The sequence below is a fragment of the Streptomyces sp. NPDC001617 genome (assembly GCF_053596855.1).
The window spans coordinates 1-18476 of sequence record NZ_JBSFHA010000139.1; the positions used below are offsets into that span (position 1 = coordinate 1).

Sequence of the window (18476 nt, forward strand, 5' to 3'; positions counted from 1 at the left end):
TCCAGTACGAGGGCCTGCACCCGGCACGCCGAGAGCACGCACCGGACGCCGCAGGCCCCGCCCTACGGGCGGACGACGGGACTTTCGCAGCAGGCCCTAGCTCGGGTTGGTCTCGATGACGCCGACCCGGTTGGTCTTGCTGAGCAGGGCCTGGCGCAGGGCGACGTAGACGTCCTGGGGCGTGACGGCGGTCTTCTTGCCGGTGCCTCGGGTGATCTGGACGCCGTCGAAGGCTCCGCCGTAGAGGTTCTTGAGCGCGGTGAGGTCGGGGTTGTCGACGAGCTTGCCGTTGACGGCCTTGACCTTCAGGAACTTCCACAGGGAGTTCTGCGGACTGAAGACCACCGGCGTGCCGCCCGCGTCCGCCTTGACCGTGACGAGCCCCGACATCGCGGGCTCGGCGAAGGCCTTCATCTCCCGGTCGACCTCGGCGTTCGTGATCGACGGCTGCTGGGTCGTGGTGACGACCGCCACCTGGTCGGTGGAGTTCGTCTCCACCTGGCTGCGGTACGCCTCCTCGACCGCCTGGACCGACTTGGCGGCGTCGATGCCCTTGCCCGCCTTGCCGTAGACGGCCACGGCCTTGCCGGACTTGAACTGGATCGTGCCGTTGGTCATCGAGCCGGAGCCGCCGGACGCGGTCTGCAGGGCCGCCGTCAGCTTCTCCTCGTCGACCGGCATGACCGGGTCGACGACCCGGTGGTTGCCGAAGAGGGAGCCGATCACGGAGATCGGGTTGTAGTCGGCCTGCGCGGCCGCGGAGACCGTGGACTGCTCGTCGAACTGGAGCCCCGCCTGGTCCGGCTTGAGCTCGACGGTCTTGCCGCCGACGGACAGCTTCAACGGCTTGTTCACCCGGTCGCCGAAGGCCGCGTCGAGCTTCTTGACGGCGTCGTCGCGGGTGCCGCCGCCGATGTCGACGCCGAGCACGGTGGTGCCCTTGGGCACGTCGGAGTGGTTCATCAGCAGGCCGGCGCCGTAGGCACCGACGCCGGCGACGACCGCGACGCCGCCGAGCAGGACCAGCTTGTTGCGCCCCTTCTTCTTTTTCTTGGGGGCGGCGGACGCCTTCTGCGAGCTCGGCTCGGGCAGCTTCGGGGGCGTGTGCGGGCCCGGACCGTCGGGGCGCTCGTCCTGGCCGAACGCACCCGGCCCGAACGGGGAGTTGGAGCCCGGCGGGACGACCGGAATGCCACTGGTGACGGTCTGTCCGGAGATGTTGTCCGGGGCCGGGTAGCCCCCCGAGCCGGGCTCGGGGGCCGGCTTCTGCGGGGTGAGGATCGCGGTGTCGTCGCTGAGACCGCCACCGGGGCCGAGACCGGCGCCCTGGGGGCCCGCGTTGATGCCGGAGCCGGGGCCGGGGGGGCCGCCGGGACCGAGGCCGTTGCCGGAGCCCGGACCCAGAGGTCCGGCGCCGTTGCCCGCGCCGGGGCGGAAGGGGCCCGTGCCCGCGCCGGGACCGGAGGGGCCCACGCCGATCGGCGGGACCCTCGGGCCGTCGCCCGTGACCGGGCCGCCGGTCGGGCCCGCGGGGCCCTGGGGTCCGCCCTGGCCGCCGTTCGGCCCGTTGAAGCCGCTCGCGCCGCCCGGGCCGCCGTAACCGCCTTGGCCGTTCTGCGAGTTCTGTCCGTTCTGGGCGCTGTAGCCGTTCTGGGTGCCGCCGTCGCCCTCCGAGAAGAACGGCAGGTCGTCGCGGCGCGGCTCACCGGCGCCGGGACGCGTGCCGTTGCCGCCCAGCGGGCCCGCGGCCAGCGCCTCGGTGACGTCGAAGGAGCCGGTGCCGCCGCCGTGGCCGGGAGCCACCGGACCGCCGGTCGCGCCGGGGAGCCCGGCGCCGTTGGTCTGGCCCGGTCGTGCGCCGCCGGCCCGGGAGCCGCCCGGCACACTCATGGAGCCGACCACGCCACCGGGGCGGCCGCCCTGTCGCGCACCGCCGGGAAGACCCGCGCCGGGCCCGGAGGGACGCGCGGCGCCCGCGCCGGGAGCCGCTCCGGTACCCGCACCGGGCGCAGCGGCACCCGAACCACCGGGTAGCCCGGCCCCGTTGGTGGCGCCGCCGCCCTGACCGCCCTTGGCCGGGCCGGACTTGCGGGGCGCGAACCAGTCGCTGGCCTTCTCCCCGGCCGGAGGCGCGGGCTCGGCCGGAGGCTCGACGGTACTCATGGCCTGGGTCACCCCCGGCGTCGGCAGCTCGGTCTCGCCGGTCCGCTCGGAGCTCTCGGCGTCCGCCACCGGCGTCCGCACGACGACCGGCGGAATGGGCCGCGACCCGGGGATGTTGATCCGGATCCGGGTCGTCAGCGTGGTCTCAGTCTTGCGTTCCTCCGGCTGCGCGGCCGAACGGCCCGCGTCCGTACCGCCATCGGAAACCGCGGGGGTGCCGTACGGCGGCGTGCCCGACGGATAGGCGGCTCCGTTGTGCCCGTTGGGCCCGGAGGACGGAGTGTCAGTTTCACGACTCAAGGCAGGTTCTCCCGGTTGGCTCCGCCGCCCGACATGACCTCACGGGCAGCTCGGCGGCGCGCACCACCATACTGGCCACTTCTGGGCCGTATCCCACGACCGCCGGGGAAACCCACACGGGACTCCCACGCGCGGTTAATGGCGAAGTGGTACGTCACTTGCCAAGTCGGACGTCACCGCCGCCAGGTTGCCATCCCTGTCCGATGGTGGCGCAGATCACAGCAACAGCCATACCGCCGAGGAGGAAGAGGTACGAGCCGCCTCCCGCACCGAACAGGAAGTCACCCTCCGGGCGGCTGGCGGTGAGCAGGATGACGGCGATGATCCAGCCGGCCGCGGGCGCGGCGGCCCCGCCCCGGCCGCGCACGGCCCAGCCCCCGCCGAGACAGAGCCCGGCCTCACCGGCGAGCGCGAGCAGCAGCCCGCCGGGGAACCACGCGGCCTGCACCAGCGCACCGGCGGCCCCGACCACCGCGCCGAGCACGGCCAGTCCGATGTACAGCACGACCCGCCCCGCGGAGGGCGCCCGCAGCGGCTGGGCCAGCGCGGGACCGCGGTCGCTCATGACGCCTCCTCGATGCCCGCGAACAGGTCGGTCTCCCGCGCGGCTCCCGCCCGCCCGCGCACCAACTCGTAGTACTCGGTGGTGAAGAGGGGTTGCGCGAGCTCGTTGGAGAGCGCGAAGTACGGCCCCGCGACCTCGATCTGCGTCGCGTGTGCCCGCATCGCGGCGGCCTTGGCGGCGGCGTGCGCGGTGCCGTCGATCTCGGCGGTGACGCGGTCGTCGTCGACCACTCCGGGGACGTCGTCGATGACGGCGGCCTTGGAGAAGGGCAGGGTGGGCAGATCCTCCGCAAGCCGGGCGAAAGCACCCTCGGCGATCGACCGGGGCACCCGGTTCCAGTACACCTTGGGGATCTCCCAGCCCTCCCCCGCGGCCAGTTCGGCGGCGCGCAGGGCGACGCGGTGGGCCTGGATGTGGTCGGGGTGGCCGTAGCCGCCGTTGTCGTCGTAGGTGACGAGCACCTGGGGGCGTACCTCCAGGATCACCTCGACCAGATGCCGGGCGGCCTCGTCGACGTCGGCCTGCCAGAAGCAGGCGGGGTCGTCGTTGTCGGGCAGCCCCATCATCCCGGAGTCCCGGTAGCGGCCCGGGACACCGAGCTGACGGAAGTCCGTGACGCCGAGCTCACCCATGGCGGCGGTGAGCTCGCCGAGGCGGTACTCCCCGAGTGCGGCGCCGGTGAGGTGCCGGAGCTCCGGCGGGATGACCTCGCCGAGCTCACCGAGGGTGCAGGTGACCAGGGTCACACGGGTACCCTCGGCCGCGTACCTGGCCATGGTCGCGCCGTTGTTGATCGACTCGTCGTCCGGATGCGCGTGCACGAGCAGCAGACGACGGGCGGGGGATTCCGTCATGGCCCCCACCCTACGCACGTCAGAACTTGATGCTGCCGATCATGCTCGCGATGTTCGTCGTCAGATCGTTGATCGTGGGCGCGACCGTCGAGGAGGCGAGATAGAACCCCAGGAGGATGCAGACGACGGCATGCCCGCCCTTCAGCCCTGACTTCCTGACCAGCAGGAAGACGACGATCGCCAGCAGCACCACCGCCGAAATCGAGAGTGCCACGGCGGCTCACCTCCAAAGATCCCAAGAGCGCGGGGAGTCGGACCAAGGGGCAACAAAATCCTTGCGGACAAACCCACAAGGACCAGCAGGTTCATACCCACTATGCGCTAGTGATCATAACTATCCGGACCTGCGCATCGGTCGGCGCACGGCCGCACAAGGGGGCGCATGGCCAATATGGTCGGGGCATGACGACGACGTCCGACTCCTTCCCCCGCCGGCACGCCCGCACCCAGCGCTTCACGCTCGGCGCGCCCCGCGCGTTCACGGTGGCGCCCGACGGCGCCCGTGTCGTGTTCCTGCGCTCCGCCTCCGGCACGGACAGGGCGAATGCGCTCTGGGTTCTCGATCTCGCGGACGGCGGGGAGCGCGTGGCGGCCGACCCGCGCGCCCTGCTCGGCGGCACCGACGAGGAGCTCTCGCCCGAGGAGCGGGCGCGCCGGGAACGCAGCCGTGAGGGCGGCGCCGGGATCGTCGGCTACGCCACCGACGGGGACGTGGAGTTGGCGTCTTTCGCCTTGTCGGGGCGGCTTTTCACGGCCGAGCTGCGGGCCGGCACGGCACGTGAGCTCCCCGTCCCCGGACCGGTGATCGACCCGCGCCCCTCCCCCGACGGCCGCTTCGTCGCGTACGTCGCCCAGGGCGCCCTGCGGGTGGTGGGCGCCGAGGGCGAGGGTGAACGGGCGCTCGCGGAGCCGGAGTCGGCCCACGTCACCTATGGGCTGGCCGAGTTCATCGCGGCCGAGGAGATGGGGCGCTCGCGGGGCTTCTGGTGGTCGCCGGACGCGGACCGGCTGCTCGTCGCGCGCGTGGACGACACGCCGGTACGACGCTGGTGGATCTCCGACCCCGCCCATCCGGAACGTGACCCACAGCACGTCCCGTATCCGGCGGCGGGGACGGACAACGCGGACGTACGGCTGTTCGTGATCGGCCTCGACGGGTCGCGCACGGAGGTCGTCTGGGACTGGGCGCGCTACCCGTATCTGGCGCATGTGCACTGGTCAGCGGCGGGTGCCCCGCTGCTCCTGGTCCAGGCCCGGGACCAGCGCAGCCAGCTGTTCCTGGCCGTGGACCCGGACACCGGCGCGACCCGGCTGGTGCACGCGGACGAAGATCCAGTTTGGCTGGATCTTTTCCCCGGGGTGCCCTGCTGGAGCCCCTCGGGGCAGCTCGTGCGGATCACCGACGAGGGCGGCGCGCGCGTCCTCGCGGTGGGCGAACGCCCGCTGACCGGACCGCAGTTGCATGTACGCGCGGTCCTGGACGTGACCGCCGACGACGTGCTGGTCTCCGCCTCGGCGGGCGCGGAGGCCGAGTCCCTCGAGATCGGCGAAGTGCACGTCTACCGCGTCAGCGAGCTCGGCCTGGAGCGCGTCTCGCAGGAAGCCGGCGTGCACTCGGCGGTGCGCGCCGGGGGCGTGACCGTACTGGTGTCGGCGACGCCCGGTCGGGCGGGCGCGCAGGTGCAGGTGCTGCGAGACGGCAAGCAGACGGCGACCATCCCCTCGTACGCCGAAGATCCCGGTATGTCCCCGCGCGTGATCCTCACCGAGGGGGGCGCACGGCGAATCCCGTGCGCCGTGCTGTTGCCTCAGGACTACCAAGGTGACGATCCCCTTCCGGTTTTGCTGGACCCGTACGGGGGTCCGCACGGCCAGCGGGTGGTCGCCGCGCACCATCCGCATCTCACCTCGCAGTGGTTCGCCGACCAGGGGTTCGCGGTGGTCGTCGCCGACGGACGGGGCACCCCGGGCCGCTCCCCCGCCTGGGAGAAGGCGGTCCGCGACGACCTGGCCGAGGTCGTGCTCCAGGACCAGGTGGACGCCCTCCAGGCGCTCGCCGCCGACTTCCCGCTGGACCTCGGCCGGGTCGCGATCCGCGGCTGGTCCTTCGGCGGCTATCTGGCGGCCCTCGCGGCACTGCGCCGCCCGGACGTCTTCCACGCGGCGGTGGTGGGCGCCCCGGTCACCGACCTGCGCCTGTACGACACCCACTACCAGGAGCGCTACCTCGGCCACCCGGACGAGCAGCCGGAGGTCTACCGCCGTAACTCGCTGATCGACGACGACGGTCTGGTGGACGCGGCCGAGCCGCACCGCCCGATGATGCTCGTTCACGGCTTCGCCGACGACAACGTGGTGGTCGCCCACTCCCTGCGGCTGTCCTCGGCCCTGCTGGCCGCGGGCCGCCCGCACGAGGTGCTGCCGCTGTCCGGGGTGACCCACATGACCCCGCAGGAGACGGTCGCGGAGAATCTGCTGCGGCTCCAGCTGGACTTCCTGAAGCGCTCGCTCGGCCTGGCATAACCACGCAAACACACATCAACCGCGTTAACACGTAGGCAACTTGGCCGACCCGATCCCGATATACGGACGCGTCAGTCTAATGAGCGTACGGCCGTGCGGGTGCCGTAAACGGACCGGGGTGCGCCATGTCACCCCGGTCCGTTGCCGTCTGCTCCCGGCTCCTCCGGCGGCACGACCTGCTTCTCTTCCGCGAAGTGGCAAGCCGAGTCATGCGCGGCCGGCCCGCTCGCGAGCCGGAACTCCGCCGGCACCGCGAGCAGTGGCACCTCCAGCGCGCACCGCTCCTGCGCCTTCCAGCAGCGGGTGCGGAAACGGCAGCCGGAGGGGACGTTCGTCGGGGACGGAACATCACCGGCGAGGATGATCCGCTCCCGGTGCTCCCGGGCCTCCGGGTCGGGCACGGGGACCGCGGAGAGCAGCGCCTGGGTGTAGGGGTGCGTCGGGTGGTCGTAGATCTCCTCGCCCCTGCCGATCTCCACGATCCGCCCGAGGTACATCACCCCGACCCGGTCCGAGATGTGCCGGACGATCGACAGGTCGTGCGCGATGAAGACGTACGACAGCTCGAACTCGTTCTGCAGCCGGGCCATCAGGTTGATCACCTGGGCCTGCACGGAGACGTCCAGCGCGGAGACCGGTTCGTCGGCGACGATGACCTCCGGGCGCAGTGCCAACCCCCGGGCGATGCCGATGCGTTGGCGCTGGCCGCCGGAGAACTGGTGCGGATAGCGGTTGATGTACTCGGGGTTGAGCCCGACGACGTCCAGCAACTCCTGGACCTTCGTGCGCCGGTCGCCCTTCGGGGCCACCTCGGGGTGGATCTCGTAGGGCTCCCCGATGATGTCGCCCACGGTCATACGGGGGTTGAGCGAGGTGTACGGGTCCTGGAAGACCATCTGGATGTTGCGGCGGACCGACTTGAGCGCCTTGGCGGACATCTTGCCGATGTCATCGCCCTTGTATCTGATCAATCCCGCGGTCGGGCGCTCAAGGTTGACGAGCATCTTGGCAACAGTTGACTTGCCGCAGCCGGACTCCCCGACGATGCCGAGGGTCTCTCCCTTGTCGAGCGTGAAGTCCACACCGTCAACCGCCTTGACGGCACCGATCTGTTTCTTGAACAGAATGCCCCGGGTCAACGGGTAGTGCTTGACCAGTCCACTCACGTCCAGGATCGGCTCTCGCTCAACCATTGAGGCACTCCCTCCAGAAGTGGCAGGCACTGCCCCGGTCCTGATCAACCTCGTACAGAGGCGGAACGTCGGTGCGGCACACGTCCTGGGCCATCGGACAGCGGGGGTTGAAGGCGCAGCCCGGCGGGATGTGCATGAGGTTGGGTGGCAGACCCTTGATGGCGTAGAGCTCCTGCCCCTTCTGGTCCAGGCGCGGGATCGACTCCAACAGGCCCCTGGTGTACGGGTGCGCGGGCGCCTTGTAGATGTCGTGCACCGGCGCCGACTCGACGATCCGGCCCGCGTACATCACGGCGATCCGGTCGGCGACGTCGGCGACCACGCCGAGGTCGTGGGTGATGAGGATGAGCCCCATGTTGTACTCGCGCTGCAGGTCCGCGAGCAGGTCCATGACCTGGGCCTGGACGGTGACGTCGAGCGCGGTCGTGGGCTCGTCGGCGATGATGAGGGCCGGCTCCAGGGCGAGCGCCATCGCGATCATGATGCGCTGGCGCATACCGCCGGAGAACTGGTGCGGATAGTCCTTGACCCGGGCCGCGGCGCCCGGGATGCGCACCCGGTCCATCAGCTCGACGGCCTTGGCCCGCGCGTCCTTCCTGGACATCCCCCGGTGCACGACGAACATCTCGCCGAGCTGGTCGCCCACCGAGAGCACGGGGTTCAGGGAGGACAGCGCGTCCTGGAAGATCATCGCCATCTCGGCGCCCCGGACCCTCCTCCGCTCCTCCTCCTTGAGCTTCAGCAGGTCCTTGCCCTGGAAGAGGATCTCGCCGCGGGTGATCCTCCCCGGCGGAGTGTCGAGAATCCCCATCACGGCCTGCGCGGTCACCGACTTCCCCGACCCCGACTCCCCCAGCACGGCGAGCGTCTCTCCCGCGTCCACGCCGTAGTCGACCCCGTTGACGGCCTTGGCGACCCCGTCCCGGGTCCGGAACTCCACATGCAGGTCACGCACTTCGAGCAGCATGACGACGGCTCACCTCAGCTTCGGGTCGAGGGCGTCGCGCACGAGGGCGTCCCGCCGAGCGGTGCAGGAGTCCCGGACCGTGTGGGTCGGAACGGGGGATCTGGGCCGGAATGCCCTGTGCCGCGTCGATGCGGACTCGGCTCGCCCGTGGCCCCTTCCCGTGGCCCGGGATGTCCAGCGCCATGACGCCGTCACCTCAGCTTCGGGTCGAGGGCGTCGCGTACCGCGTCGCCGAGCATGATGAAGGCGAGGACGGTGATCGCCAGGGCGCCGGCCGGCCAGAGGAGCATGTGCGGGGCGTTGCGGATGTAGGCGGAGGCCGAGGAGATGTCGATGCCCCAGCTGACCGTGGGCGGCTTCAGGCCGACGCCGAGGTAGGACAGGGTGGCTTCCAGGGCGATGTAGGTACCCAGCGCGATGGTCGCCACGACGATCACCGGGGCGACCGCGTTGGGCGCGATGTGGCGCAGCAGGATGCGGGAGTCGGAGGCGCCCAGGGCGCGGGCGGCCTGCACGTAGTCGTTCTGTTTGGCGGTGATGACCGCGCCGCGTGCGATGCGGTAGACCTGCGTCCAGCCGAGCAGCACCATGAACCCGATGACCGGCCAGATGGTGTTGCTGGTCACCACGGAGAGCAGGACGAGACCGCCGAGCACGACCGGGATGGCGAAGAAGATGTCGGTGACCCGGGACGTCAGGGAGTCCCAGCCCCCGCCGAAGTACCCGGCGAGCCCGCCGAGGAACGAGCCGAGGAGCGCGATGCCGGCCGTGGCCAGAACGCCGACGCTGATCGAGATGCGGGTCCCGTACACGGTGCGTGTGTAGACGTCGCAGCCCTGGCCGTCGTAGCCGAAGGGATGCCCCGGCTGGGAGCCCTCCTGGGCCTTGGAGAGGTCGCACTTGAGCGGGTTGCCCGAGGCGATCAGGGACGGCCACAGGGAGATGACGACCAGGAAGAGGATCACCAGCCCCGAGATGATGAAGACGGGGTTGCGGCGCAGATCGCGCCAGGCGTCGGACCACAGGGACCGGGGCTTGCCCTGGGGGCCGGTGCCCTCGGGGCCGTCCGGTGTCCTCTCCAGGGTCGTCGCCTCGCTCGTCGCGAGGTCCATCGCGCCGCCCATGCCGGTGCCGGCGATGGCGCCCTCCGGTTCGTACGGCTGCTCAGGCATAGCGGATCCTCGGGTCGAGTACGGCGTACAGGAGGTCGACGATCAGGTTGGCCACCAGGAAGACGAGGACGAGGACGGTCACGAAGCCGACGACCGTCTGCGTGTTCTGCCGCAGGATGCCCTGGTAGAGCTGGTAGCCGACGCCGTGGATGTTGAAGATCCGCTCGGTGACGATCGCGCCGCCCATCAGGGCGCCGATGTCGGTGCCGATGAAGGTGACCACGGGGATCAGGGAGTTGCGCAGCAGGTGCCGGATGATCACCCGCCGGCGGGGCAGACCCTTGGCGACGGCCGTGCGGACGTAGTCGGAGCGGCGGTTCTCCGCGATGGAGGTGCGGGTCAGCCGGGTGACGTAGGCGAGGGACACGGAGGCCAGGACCAGGCCCGGCACGATCAGCTCGCCGAAGGTGGCGTCCGAGGAGACCGACGGTTTGATCCAGCCCCACTCGACGCCGAGCAGCAGCTGCAGCAGCAGGCCGGTGACGAAGGTCGGGACGGAGATGACGACGAGGGTGGCCAGAAGCACCGACGTGTCGGCGGGCCGGCCGCGCCGCAGCCCCGTGACCACGCCCAGCGTGATGCCGATGACGATCTCGAAGAGGATCGCGACGAGCGTCAGCCGGATCGTGACGGGGAACGCCGTCGACATCAGGTCGGTCACCTTCTGGCCGTTGAAGGCGGTGCCGAAGTCGCCGGTGAAGACGTTCCCCATGTAGGTCAGGTATTGCTGCCACACGGGCTTGTCGAGGCCGAACTCCTTCTTCAGCTGGGCGGCCGTGGCCGCGTCGCACTGCCGCTCGCCGCACAGGCCCGCGATGGGGTCGCCCATCACGTTCACCATCAGGAAGATCAGCAGCGTGGCCCCGATGAACACCGGGATCATCTGGAGCAGACGCCGGACCACGTACCGTCCCATGGGCGCTCAGCCCACCTTGATCTCGTTGTAGACCGGCACGCTGAACGGGTTGAGGGCGACGTTGGAGAGCCGGTCGGACCAGCCCGCGCTGCCGTTCTGGTACCAGAGCGGAATGGCGGCCATGTTGTCGCGTACGACCTTCTCGGCGTCCTGGAAGAGGGAGATCGCCTTGGCTGTGTCGCTCTCACTGTTGGCCTGGTCGACGAGCTTGTCGAAGTCCTTGTTGGACCACTTGCCGTCGTTGGAGGAGGCGTTGGTGTAGTAGAGGGGCTGCAGGAAGTTCTGGATGAGCGGATAGTCCATCTGCCAGCCGGCCCGGAACGGGCCCGTCATCTTGTGCTGCCCGATCTGGTTCCGGAAGTCCGCGAACGTACCGACCGGATTCCCGACGCAGGCCTTGTCGTTGCCGAGCGCGTTGTTGATGGAGTTGCACACGGCGTCCACCCACTCCTTGTGCGAGCCCGTGTCCGCGTTGTACGTGATCTTGACCTGGCCGCCGGGCAGCCCGCCGCCCTCCTGGACCAGCTTCTTCGCCTCGTCCGGCTTGTACTCGCAGCCGTCCCCGCACAGCCCGTCCTGGAAGCCGCCCTTGGTGCCGAGGACCGGTGAGGTCCAGTCGGTGGCCGGGGTGCGGGTCTTCTGGAAGATCGTCTCGGTGATCTGCTCGCGGTTGATCGCCATGGACAGACCCTTGCGGACCTTCTCCGAGCCGCTCTTGTTCCAGTCCTTGTCGTAGTACGGGAACGCGAGCGTCTGGATGATGCCGGCGGGGGTGTTCAGATAGCGGTCGCCGAGGTCGCTCTTGACGTTCTTGAGCTGGGCGGCCGGGACGTCGTCGACGAGGTCGAGGTTGCCGGCCATCAGGTCGGTGTAGGCGGTGTTGTTGTCGGTGTAGACCTTGAGGTCGACGCCGCCGTTCTGCGCCTTGTCGGTGCCGGGGTAGCCGTCCCACTTCCTCAGGGACATCGTCGAACCCTTGGTGTACGACTCCACCGCGTACGGGCCGTTGCCGACCGGCTTCTTGATCCAGGCGGCGTGGTCGGTGAAGAAGGCCTGGGGCAGGGGGTCGTAGGCCGAGTAGCCGAGGGTGTCCGGGAAGGTCGAGAACTTCTGGGTCAGCTTGACGGTGAAGGTCCGGTCACCGGTGACCTTGAGGCCGGAGAGGGTGTCGGCGGTCTGGGTGCCGGTGTCCGGGTGCGTCTTGTCGTAGCCCTCGATGTACCCGAAGAAGTACGCGTTCTTCTGGTTGTTCTTCAGGCTGGCGCCGTAGTTCCAGGCGTCGACGAAGGACTTGGCGGTGACCGCCTCGCCGTTGCTGAACTTCCAGCCGCTCTTGACGGTGATGGTGAAGTTCTGCGAGTCGGTGGTGTCGATCTTCTCGGCGAGCATGTCCTGGGCCGCGCCGGTCTTCGGGTCGTACCGCTTGAGCCCGCGGAAGATCATGTCCAGGACCTTGCCGCCCTGCACCTCGTTGGTGTTGGCGGGCTCCAGCGGGTTCTGCGGGTCACCCCAGGAGGAGCTGAGCACCGCGCCGTCGCCGCCGCCGCTGCTGCTGCTTCCCCCGCCCCCACAGGCCGTCGCGGCGAGTGCGACCGCCACCGCGCATGCGGCCCATGTGGCGTGCGTGGCTCCACGCATGGAGTGCCTCCTCAGGAATGCCAGTCCGTTACCGGCAAATATCAACTCAAAGAGGACGTGCCGCATACGCGCCGAGCCCATCCGTGGATCTTTCACGGGGCGCGCCATCCGGATGGCGGTCGACCGATGTGGATCTTCCGTTCGGGGCGCAATGGATCTTCGCCATCCGATGCCGAAACGTTGGATTGTTACGACGGGGTGTACAGATTTCGATACACAGGCGTCCGTATATCGAACTCGTTGCCCGTTTCGCGAAGTTGGCCCGAATCCGGACACGGATCGATCACGGCACGCTACACGCGTAGCTACAGATCAGTCAAGTAAAGGCAAAGACAGTAAAGAGAAACCCAAGTCGACCAAGAATTTATTGACCCTGAGCGAATTACGTTGAAAAAGTCCGGCGTAGCCCGTAGGGGAGTGCCCTGCGGAGTCATTCAGACCCTCCCTTGGGCCAGGAGCACCATGACCCCCCCTTCTTCACCGGCAGCTGCCCCGCTCGAGGTGACCGCCGAGAGCGTCCAGAAGTCGCCCTCGCCCTCCACCCCTCAGGGCAACGAGAGCCGCTCCCCCGGGCGACTGGCCTGGAAGCGCTTCAAGCGGGACCGCACGGGCGTCATATCCGCTTATATCGTGATCTTCTTCTTCGTGATCGCGATCGCCGCGCCACTGATAGCGAAGCTGTACGGGAAGAACCCGTACACGTCGTACTCCAGCCAAAACCCGAGCCTGCTCGACGCGTTCTCGTACCCGGCGGGCCCCAACGGCGGTATGAGCTCTGAGTTCTGGTTCGGCATCGAACCCCAGCTCGGACGTGATGTCTTCACGTTCCTGCTCTACGGCATCCGGACCTCACTGGGCATTGCCACGGCGGCCACGATCCTCACCACGGTCCTCGGTATCGTGATCGGTGTCACGGCGGGCTACCTGGGCGGCAGGACCGACTACCTCGTCGGCCGGATCATCGACATCGTGCTGTCGTTCCCGTCCACACTCTTCTTCATCGCGTTCATGCCGGTGGTCTACGGCTTCTTCGTCGCTCCCGACGACAACACCCCGACCTGGCTGATCGCCGTCTCCCTGATCATCGTGCTGTCCGCCTTCGGCTGGGCCTCCATCGCCCGACTTCTGCGCGGCCAGGTACTCGGCCTGCGCGAGCGGGAGTTCGTCGAAGCCGCGAAGGTGACCGGCGCTTCTCCGATGCGCATCGTGTTCAAGGAACTGCTCCCCAACCTGTGGACGCCGATCATCATCCAGTCCACGCTGATGCTTCCGGCCTATGTGACCGCCGAAGCGGGCCTCGCCTTCCTGGGAGTCGGCATCACGGACCCGACCCCCGACTGGGGCGTCATGATCGGGCGCGGCGCCCAGTTCTACACCGAGGACTTCACCTTCATGCTCTTCCCGGGCCTGTCGATGGTGATCTTCGTCCTCGCCTTCAACCTGCTCGGTGACTCCGTGCGCGACGCGCTCGACCCGAAGTCCAAGCGGTAGCCCGAATTCCACTCCAGGTCCCGGTCGACGACGCCCGACTGGTCCCATTCGTCCCGACTCCATCCATGAGGCAGGCTCAGCATGTCCTTTTCCCGTAGAAACTTCCTGATCGCCACTGGTGTGGCCGCGGCCGGCACCACCGTGCTGAGCGCCTGCAGCAACGGCAGCAGCAGTTCTTCGTCGAAGAACAAGGTGCCCTCCGTCGCCGACGCGAAGACCATGAACATCCCGGTCGGCACGAAGGCCGACTCCACCGGCCCGGCGCCGGAGGTCACGGGCGCGGTCAAGGGCGGGACGATCTACTCGCTCGACCAGTTCGACATGGACCACCTGGACCCGGCGCAGATCTACGTCTCCACCGAGCAGGCCATCACCCGTCCGATCCTGCGTGGCCTGACCGGCTACAAGGTGGACGAGAAGGGCGGCTGCACGCTTGTCGGTGACGTCGCCACCGACGCCGGCACCATGAAGGACGGCGGCAAGACCTGGTCGTTCACGATCAAGGACGGGATCAAGTGGGAGGACGGCTCCGACCTCTCCATGGACGATGTCCGCCACTCCTTCGAGCGCCTCTTCGCCTCTTTCGTCACCGAGGGTCCGCGCTACGTCCAGCAGTGGCTGGTCGGCGGCGACAAGTACAAGGGTCCCTACGACGGCAAGAGCCTGTCCTCCATCGAGATCGACGGCAAGACCGTCACCTTCACCCTCTCCGAGGCCCGCGCCGACTTCAACTTCACGCTCGCCATGGCGGGTTACGGCCTGGTGAAGAAGAGCAAGGACACCAAGGAGAAGTACGACAAGCGTCCGTACGCGCTCGGCCCGTACAAGATCGGCGACCGCCAGATCGGCAAGTCCCTGACGTACGTGCGCAACGAGCACTGGGACCCGAAGACGGACGCGATCCGCAACGCCTACCCGGACAAGTTCGTCTTCCAGTTCGGCTTCGAGCTCGTCGCCTCCACCGACCGCTACATCGCGGACAAGGGCAACGACCAGTACACGGTGTCGATCTTCAACGAGGTCGCCCCCGAGCGCACCGCCCAGGTCCTCACCAACGCCACGCTGAAGAAGCGCGTCCTCACCCAGGTCGACACGGTCACCTACTACTGGCCGATCAACACCACCCGGATCAAGGACGTCAAGGTCCGTCAGGCCATCAACTGGGCCTGGCCGCACCAGCAGCTGCAGACCATCCGCGGTGGCGCGTCCACCAGCGCGCTGGCCTCCACGATCCTTTCGCCTGTCACGCCGGGCTACGAGCACTTCGACCTCTACGGCGTGGAGAAGAAGCCGGGCGGCGACCCGGCCAAGGCCAAGGCCCTGCTGAAGGAGGCCGGCAAGGTCGGCCAGAAGCTGGTCATCGCCTACCAGCAGTCGGACAACGCGGTGAAGCAGGCCGTCGCCATCAAGAACGCCCTGGAGGCGGCGGGCTTCCAGGTCGTCAACAAGCAGATCGACAAGTCGACCTTCTACACCCAGATCGGCAAGATCGACAACGGCTACGACCTGTTCGCGGCCGGCTGGAGCCCGGACTGGCCGAACGGCTACTCGGTCTTCTACCCCTGCTGGAGCGGCAAGAACATCGGCGACGGCCGCAGCAACTATGCCCAGCTCAACGACCCGACCGTGAACAAGGCCATCGACGCGGCCTCCGCGATCGCGGACACGGACAAGGCCAACGCGGCCTGGGGCGCCATCGACAAGCAGATCATGGAGCTCGCGCCGGTCGTCCCGGACTACCACTCGATCCGCAACTGGATGTACGGATCCAAGGTCGGCAACGTCGTGTACGACGCGGGCAACACGTGCGTCGCGCTGACGCAGCTCTACGTCAAGAAGTAAGCAAGTCGGGGGCGGACGTTTCGACGGCCGCCCCCTGCGGCCCACCCCCACTCAACTCCCCGGCGACGGCGCCCCGTCCGGAAAGTCACGCTGCATGTTCCGCTTCCTCATCCGCCGAACCTTCGGCGCGCTGGTCATCCTGTTGATCATCAGCGCCGTCACCTTCTGGCTCTTCTACGCAGTGCCGCGTGACCCCGCCATGATGTCCTGCGGCAAGAACTGCACGCCGGACATGCTCAAGCAGGTCCGGCAGAACCTGGGCATCGACCATTCGATCCCGGTCCAGTACTGGGACTGGCTCAAGGGCATCTTCGTCGGGCGCAGCTACGGCGACTTCGGCAACTGCGACGCCCCGTGCCTCGGCTACTCCTTCGCCAACCGCCAGCCCGTCCTGGGTACGATCCTGGACCGTCTGCCGCTGACCCTCTCCCTCGCCTTCGGCTCGGCCGTCGTCTTCCTGATCTTCGGTGTCGGTACAGGAATGGTGGCCGCCGTCAGGCAGGGCAAGTGGCAGGACAAGGTCGCCAGTTCGGCCTCGTTGGTAGGCTCCTCGCTGCAGATCTACTTCGTCGGCTACATCGCGATGTACTTCCTCGTCGCCAAGCTCGGCATCCTCGACAACCCCTCCTACACGCCACTCACCGACAACCCGGGCGCATGGGCCTCCGGGCTGCTGCTGCCGTGGCTGGTGCTGTCCCTGATCTGGACCGCCAACTACACCCGTATGACGCGCTCCCAGCTCGTCGAGACGCTCAGCGAGGACTACGTCCGCACTGCCCGGGCCAAGGGCCTGTCCCGGCGCAACGTCTTCTTCCGCTTCGCCTGGCGCGGTGCGATGGGCCCGATCGTCACCATCTTCGGCATCGACCTGGCCACCCTCATCGGCGGCGCGATGATCACCGAACAGACCTTCAGCCTGCAGGGCATCGGCCGGCTCGCGGTGCAGTCCGTCGAGAAGAGCGATCTGCCCATGCTGTTGGGGGTCACCCTTCTGGCGGCCGCCGCGATCGTGGTCTTCAACATCCTCGTCGACGCCGTCTACGCCCTCATCGACCCGCGGATCCGGCTCGCCTGACCTCCGCCGTTGCCCCCTACCCCGCATCACCCCCTCAGGAGCGTCCCCGTGACGAGCACCGATCAGCAGCCCTTCCTCTCCGTAAAGGACCTCAAGGTCCACTTCTCCACCGAGGACGGCATCGTCAAGGCCGTCGACGGGCTCTCCTTCGACCTGGTCAAGGGCAGGACGCTGGGCATCGTAGGAGAGTCGGGTTCCGGCAAGTCCGTCACCAACCTGACGATCCTGGGGCTGCACGACCGCGCCCGCACGGCGATCGACGGCGAGATCCTGCTCGACGGCAAGGACCTGCTCACCGCCAAGGAGCGGGAGCTGGAGGAGCTGCGCGGCAACAAGATGTCCATGATCTTCCAGGACGCGCTGGCCTCCCTGTCGCCGTTCCACACGATCGGCTCGCAGATCGGTGAGACGTACCGCAAGCACACCGGCGCCTCCAAGAAGGAGGCCCGGGCGCGGGCGATCGAGATGCTGAAGCGGGTCGGGATTCCGCAGCCGGACATCCGGGTGGACGACTACCCGCACCAGTTCTCCGGCGGTATGCGCCAGCGCGCGATGATCGCGATGGCACTCGTCTGCGACCCCGAGCTACTGGTCGCCGACGAGCCGACCACCGCGCTCGACGTGACGGTCCAGGCCCAGATCATGGACCTGCTCAAGGACCTCCAGCAGGAGTTCGGCACAGCGATCATCTTCATCACGCACGACCTCGGTGTCATCGCCGACATCGCGGACGACGTGCTGGTGATGTACGGCGGCCGTTGTGTGGAGCGCGGCACCAAGAAGGAGGTGCTCAGCACCCCGCAGCACCCCTACACACTGGGTCTGCTGAGCTCGATGCCGAGCCTCGACGGCCCGGTCGACATACCGTTGAACCCGATCCCGGGCTCGCCGCCCTCGCTGCTCAACCCGCCCTCCGGCTGCCGTTTCCACCCCCGCTGCACCTTCGCCGAGAAGGTCGCGGGCGGCCGGTGCTCCACCGAGCGGCCGGTGCTCGACGTGGTGGAGGGCCGGGGTTCGGCCTGCCACCTGTCTCTGGAGCAGCGCGAGGAATTCTTCGCCGACTTCGCCGTATCCCGGAACAACTGACGGACAAGAGACGGGATTTCACGACCATGAGCAACATCACCCCCCTCCTGGACGTCTCCGGGCTGACCAAGCACTTCCCGATCAAGGGCGGCTTCCCGATCCGCCGTACCGTCGGGGCCGTACAGGCGGTCGACGGCCTGGACTTCCAGGTCGCCGAGGGCGAGAGCCTGGGCCTGGTGGGCGAGTCGGGCTGCGGCAAGTCCACGACCGGCCGACTGATCACGCGCCTGTTGGAGCCGACGGGTGGGAAGATCTCCTACCGCGGCCAGGACATCACCCACGCGGGCCGTAGCCAGTTGGCGCCGATCCGATCCGAGATCCAGATGATCTTCCAGGACCCGTACGCGTCACTCAACCCGCGCCAGACGGTCGGCAAGATCGTCTCCGGGCCGATGGAGATCAACGACATCAACCCGGCGGGCGGGCGCGAGAACCGTGTCCGGGAGCTGCTGGAGATCGTCGGTCTGAACCCCGAGCACTTCAACCGCTTCCCGCACGAGTTCTCCGGTGGCCAGCGGCAGCGTATCGGCGTGGCAAGGGCGTTGGCCCTGGAACCGAAGCTGATCGTGGCGGACGAGCCGGTGTCGGCCCTGGATGTCTCGATCCAGGCGCAGGTGGTGAACCTGCTCCAGAAGGTCCAGCAGGAACTCGGCATCGCGTTCCTGTTCATCGCCCACGACCTGGCGGTGGT

The 18476-nt window shown here is 68.5% G+C and carries 15 protein-coding genes; 6 read left to right on the forward strand and 9 right to left on the reverse strand.

Features of this window, described 5'->3' with window-relative positions:
- Nucleotides 1–96: 96 nt before the first annotated feature.
- From ACWC09_RS50215 to ACWC09_RS50230, 4 genes are all read right to left on the reverse strand, one after another.
- Complete coding sequence (locus ACWC09_RS50215; RefSeq protein ID WP_450858727.1) at nucleotides 97–2463, reverse strand: hypothetical protein; 2367 nt, start codon at nucleotides 2461–2463, stop codon at nucleotides 97–99.
- Nucleotides 2464–2617: 154 nt separating this feature from the next.
- Complete coding sequence (locus ACWC09_RS50220) at nucleotides 2618–3028, reverse strand: DUF6113 family protein (protein ID WP_450858729.1); 411 nt, start codon at nucleotides 3026–3028, stop codon at nucleotides 2618–2620.
- Nucleotides 3025–3882: an N-acetyl-1-D-myo-inositol-2-amino-2-deoxy-alpha-D-glucopyranoside deacetylase gene (mshB, locus tag ACWC09_RS50225; RefSeq protein ID WP_450858731.1), complete on the reverse strand. Its 858-nt coding sequence runs from the start codon at nucleotides 3880–3882 to the stop codon at nucleotides 3025–3027. Before mshB ends, ACWC09_RS50220 begins: the two co-directional genes overlap by 4 nt.
- A 19-nt stretch (nucleotides 3883–3901) precedes the next feature.
- Nucleotides 3902–4096: a hypothetical protein gene (locus ACWC09_RS50230; protein ID WP_208781185.1), complete on the reverse strand. Its 195-nt coding sequence runs from the start codon at nucleotides 4094–4096 to the stop codon at nucleotides 3902–3904.
- Between the two features lie 188 nt (nucleotides 4097–4284).
- On the opposite strand from ACWC09_RS50230, the gene ACWC09_RS50235 reads away from it, so the two are divergent.
- Nucleotides 4285–6405, forward strand: coding sequence for a prolyl oligopeptidase family serine peptidase (locus tag ACWC09_RS50235; RefSeq protein ID WP_450858733.1), 2121 nt, complete (start codon nucleotides 4285–4287; stop codon nucleotides 6403–6405).
- 128 nt (nucleotides 6406–6533) lie between these two features.
- Here the strand turns inward: ACWC09_RS50235 and ACWC09_RS50240 are convergent, their stop codons facing one another.
- The 5 genes from ACWC09_RS50240 to ACWC09_RS50260 form a co-directional block, all read right to left on the reverse strand.
- Entirely contained in the window at nucleotides 6534–7598 is a 1065-nt protein-coding gene (locus tag ACWC09_RS50240; RefSeq protein WP_450858734.1) for an ABC transporter ATP-binding protein, read from the reverse strand.
- On the reverse strand, nucleotides 7591–8565 hold the full coding sequence (locus tag ACWC09_RS50245; RefSeq protein ID WP_450858736.1) for an ABC transporter ATP-binding protein: 975 nt from the start codon (nucleotides 8563–8565) through the stop codon (nucleotides 7591–7593). Before ACWC09_RS50245 ends, ACWC09_RS50240 begins: the two co-directional genes overlap by 8 nt.
- A gap of 191 nt (nucleotides 8566–8756) precedes the next feature.
- On the reverse strand, nucleotides 8757–9737 hold the full coding sequence (locus ACWC09_RS50250) for an ABC transporter permease (protein ID WP_450858738.1): 981 nt from the start codon (nucleotides 9735–9737) through the stop codon (nucleotides 8757–8759).
- Nucleotides 9730–10653, reverse strand: a complete 924-nt coding sequence (locus ACWC09_RS50255) for an ABC transporter permease (protein ID WP_450858740.1) — start codon at nucleotides 10651–10653, stop codon at nucleotides 9730–9732. Before ACWC09_RS50255 ends, ACWC09_RS50250 begins: the two co-directional genes overlap by 8 nt.
- A 6-nt stretch (nucleotides 10654–10659) precedes the next feature.
- The gene (locus tag ACWC09_RS50260; RefSeq protein ID WP_450858741.1) at nucleotides 10660–12291 is read right to left on the reverse strand and encodes a peptide ABC transporter substrate-binding protein; all 1632 of its coding nucleotides are present in this window, start codon (nucleotides 12289–12291) and stop codon (nucleotides 10660–10662) included.
- 462 nt (nucleotides 12292–12753) lie between these two features.
- Between ACWC09_RS50260 and ACWC09_RS50265 the strand changes: the two genes are divergently transcribed.
- The 5 genes from ACWC09_RS50265 to ACWC09_RS50285 all read left to right on the forward strand — a co-directional run.
- Nucleotides 12754–13782, forward strand: coding sequence for an ABC transporter permease (locus tag ACWC09_RS50265; protein ID WP_450858743.1), 1029 nt, complete (start codon nucleotides 12754–12756; stop codon nucleotides 13780–13782).
- Between the two features lie 81 nt (nucleotides 13783–13863).
- Entirely contained in the window at nucleotides 13864–15624 is a 1761-nt protein-coding gene (locus tag ACWC09_RS50270) for an ABC transporter substrate-binding protein (RefSeq protein ID WP_450858745.1), read from the forward strand.
- A gap of 94 nt (nucleotides 15625–15718) precedes the next feature.
- Nucleotides 15719–16699 carry an ABC transporter permease gene (locus ACWC09_RS50275; protein ID WP_450858746.1) on the forward strand — a complete coding sequence of 327 codons (981 nt, stop codon included), beginning with the start codon at nucleotides 15719–15721 and terminating at the stop codon, nucleotides 16697–16699.
- Nucleotides 16700–16747: 48 nt separating this feature from the next.
- Nucleotides 16748–17785: an ABC transporter ATP-binding protein gene (locus ACWC09_RS50280; RefSeq protein WP_450858748.1), complete on the forward strand. Its 1038-nt coding sequence runs from the start codon at nucleotides 16748–16750 to the stop codon at nucleotides 17783–17785.
- Between the two features lie 26 nt (nucleotides 17786–17811).
- Nucleotides 17812–18476: ATP-binding cassette domain-containing protein (locus tag ACWC09_RS50285; RefSeq protein WP_450858750.1), on the forward strand; the 665-nt coding region annotated here is incomplete at its 3' end.

Bases quoted from the DNA above. Each gene is read 5' to 3' on its own strand.
- mshB (WP_450858731.1), bottom strand. From the start codon at position 3,882: ATGACGGAATCCCCCGCCCGTCGTCTGCTGCTCGTGCACGCGCATCCG.
- ACWC09_RS50255 (WP_450858740.1), bottom strand. From the start codon at position 10,653: ATGGGACGGTACGTGGTCCGGCGTCTGCTCCAGATGATCCCGGTGTTC.
- ACWC09_RS50270 (WP_450858745.1), top strand. From the start codon at position 13,864: ATGTCCTTTTCCCGTAGAAACTTCCTGATCGCCACTGGTGTGGCCGCG.
- ACWC09_RS50235 (WP_450858733.1), top strand. From the start codon at position 4,285: ATGACGACGACGTCCGACTCCTTCCCCCGCCGGCACGCCCGCACCCAG.
- ACWC09_RS50240 (WP_450858734.1), bottom strand. From the start codon at position 7,598: ATGGTTGAGCGAGAGCCGATCCTGGACGTGAGTGGACTGGTCAAGCAC.
- ACWC09_RS50245 (WP_450858736.1), bottom strand. From the start codon at position 8,565: ATGCTGCTCGAAGTGCGTGACCTGCATGTGGAGTTCCGGACCCGGGAC.
- ACWC09_RS50250 (WP_450858738.1), bottom strand. From the start codon at position 9,737: ATGCCTGAGCAGCCGTACGAACCGGAGGGCGCCATCGCCGGCACCGGC.
- ACWC09_RS50275 (WP_450858746.1), top strand. From the start codon at position 15,719: ATGTTCCGCTTCCTCATCCGCCGAACCTTCGGCGCGCTGGTCATCCTG.
- ACWC09_RS50220 (WP_450858729.1), bottom strand. From the start codon at position 3,028: ATGAGCGACCGCGGTCCCGCGCTGGCCCAGCCGCTGCGGGCGCCCTCC.
- ACWC09_RS50260 (WP_450858741.1), bottom strand. From the start codon at position 12,291: ATGCGTGGAGCCACGCACGCCACATGGGCCGCATGCGCGGTGGCGGTC.
- ACWC09_RS50265 (WP_450858743.1), top strand. From the start codon at position 12,754: ATGACCCCCCCTTCTTCACCGGCAGCTGCCCCGCTCGAGGTGACCGCC.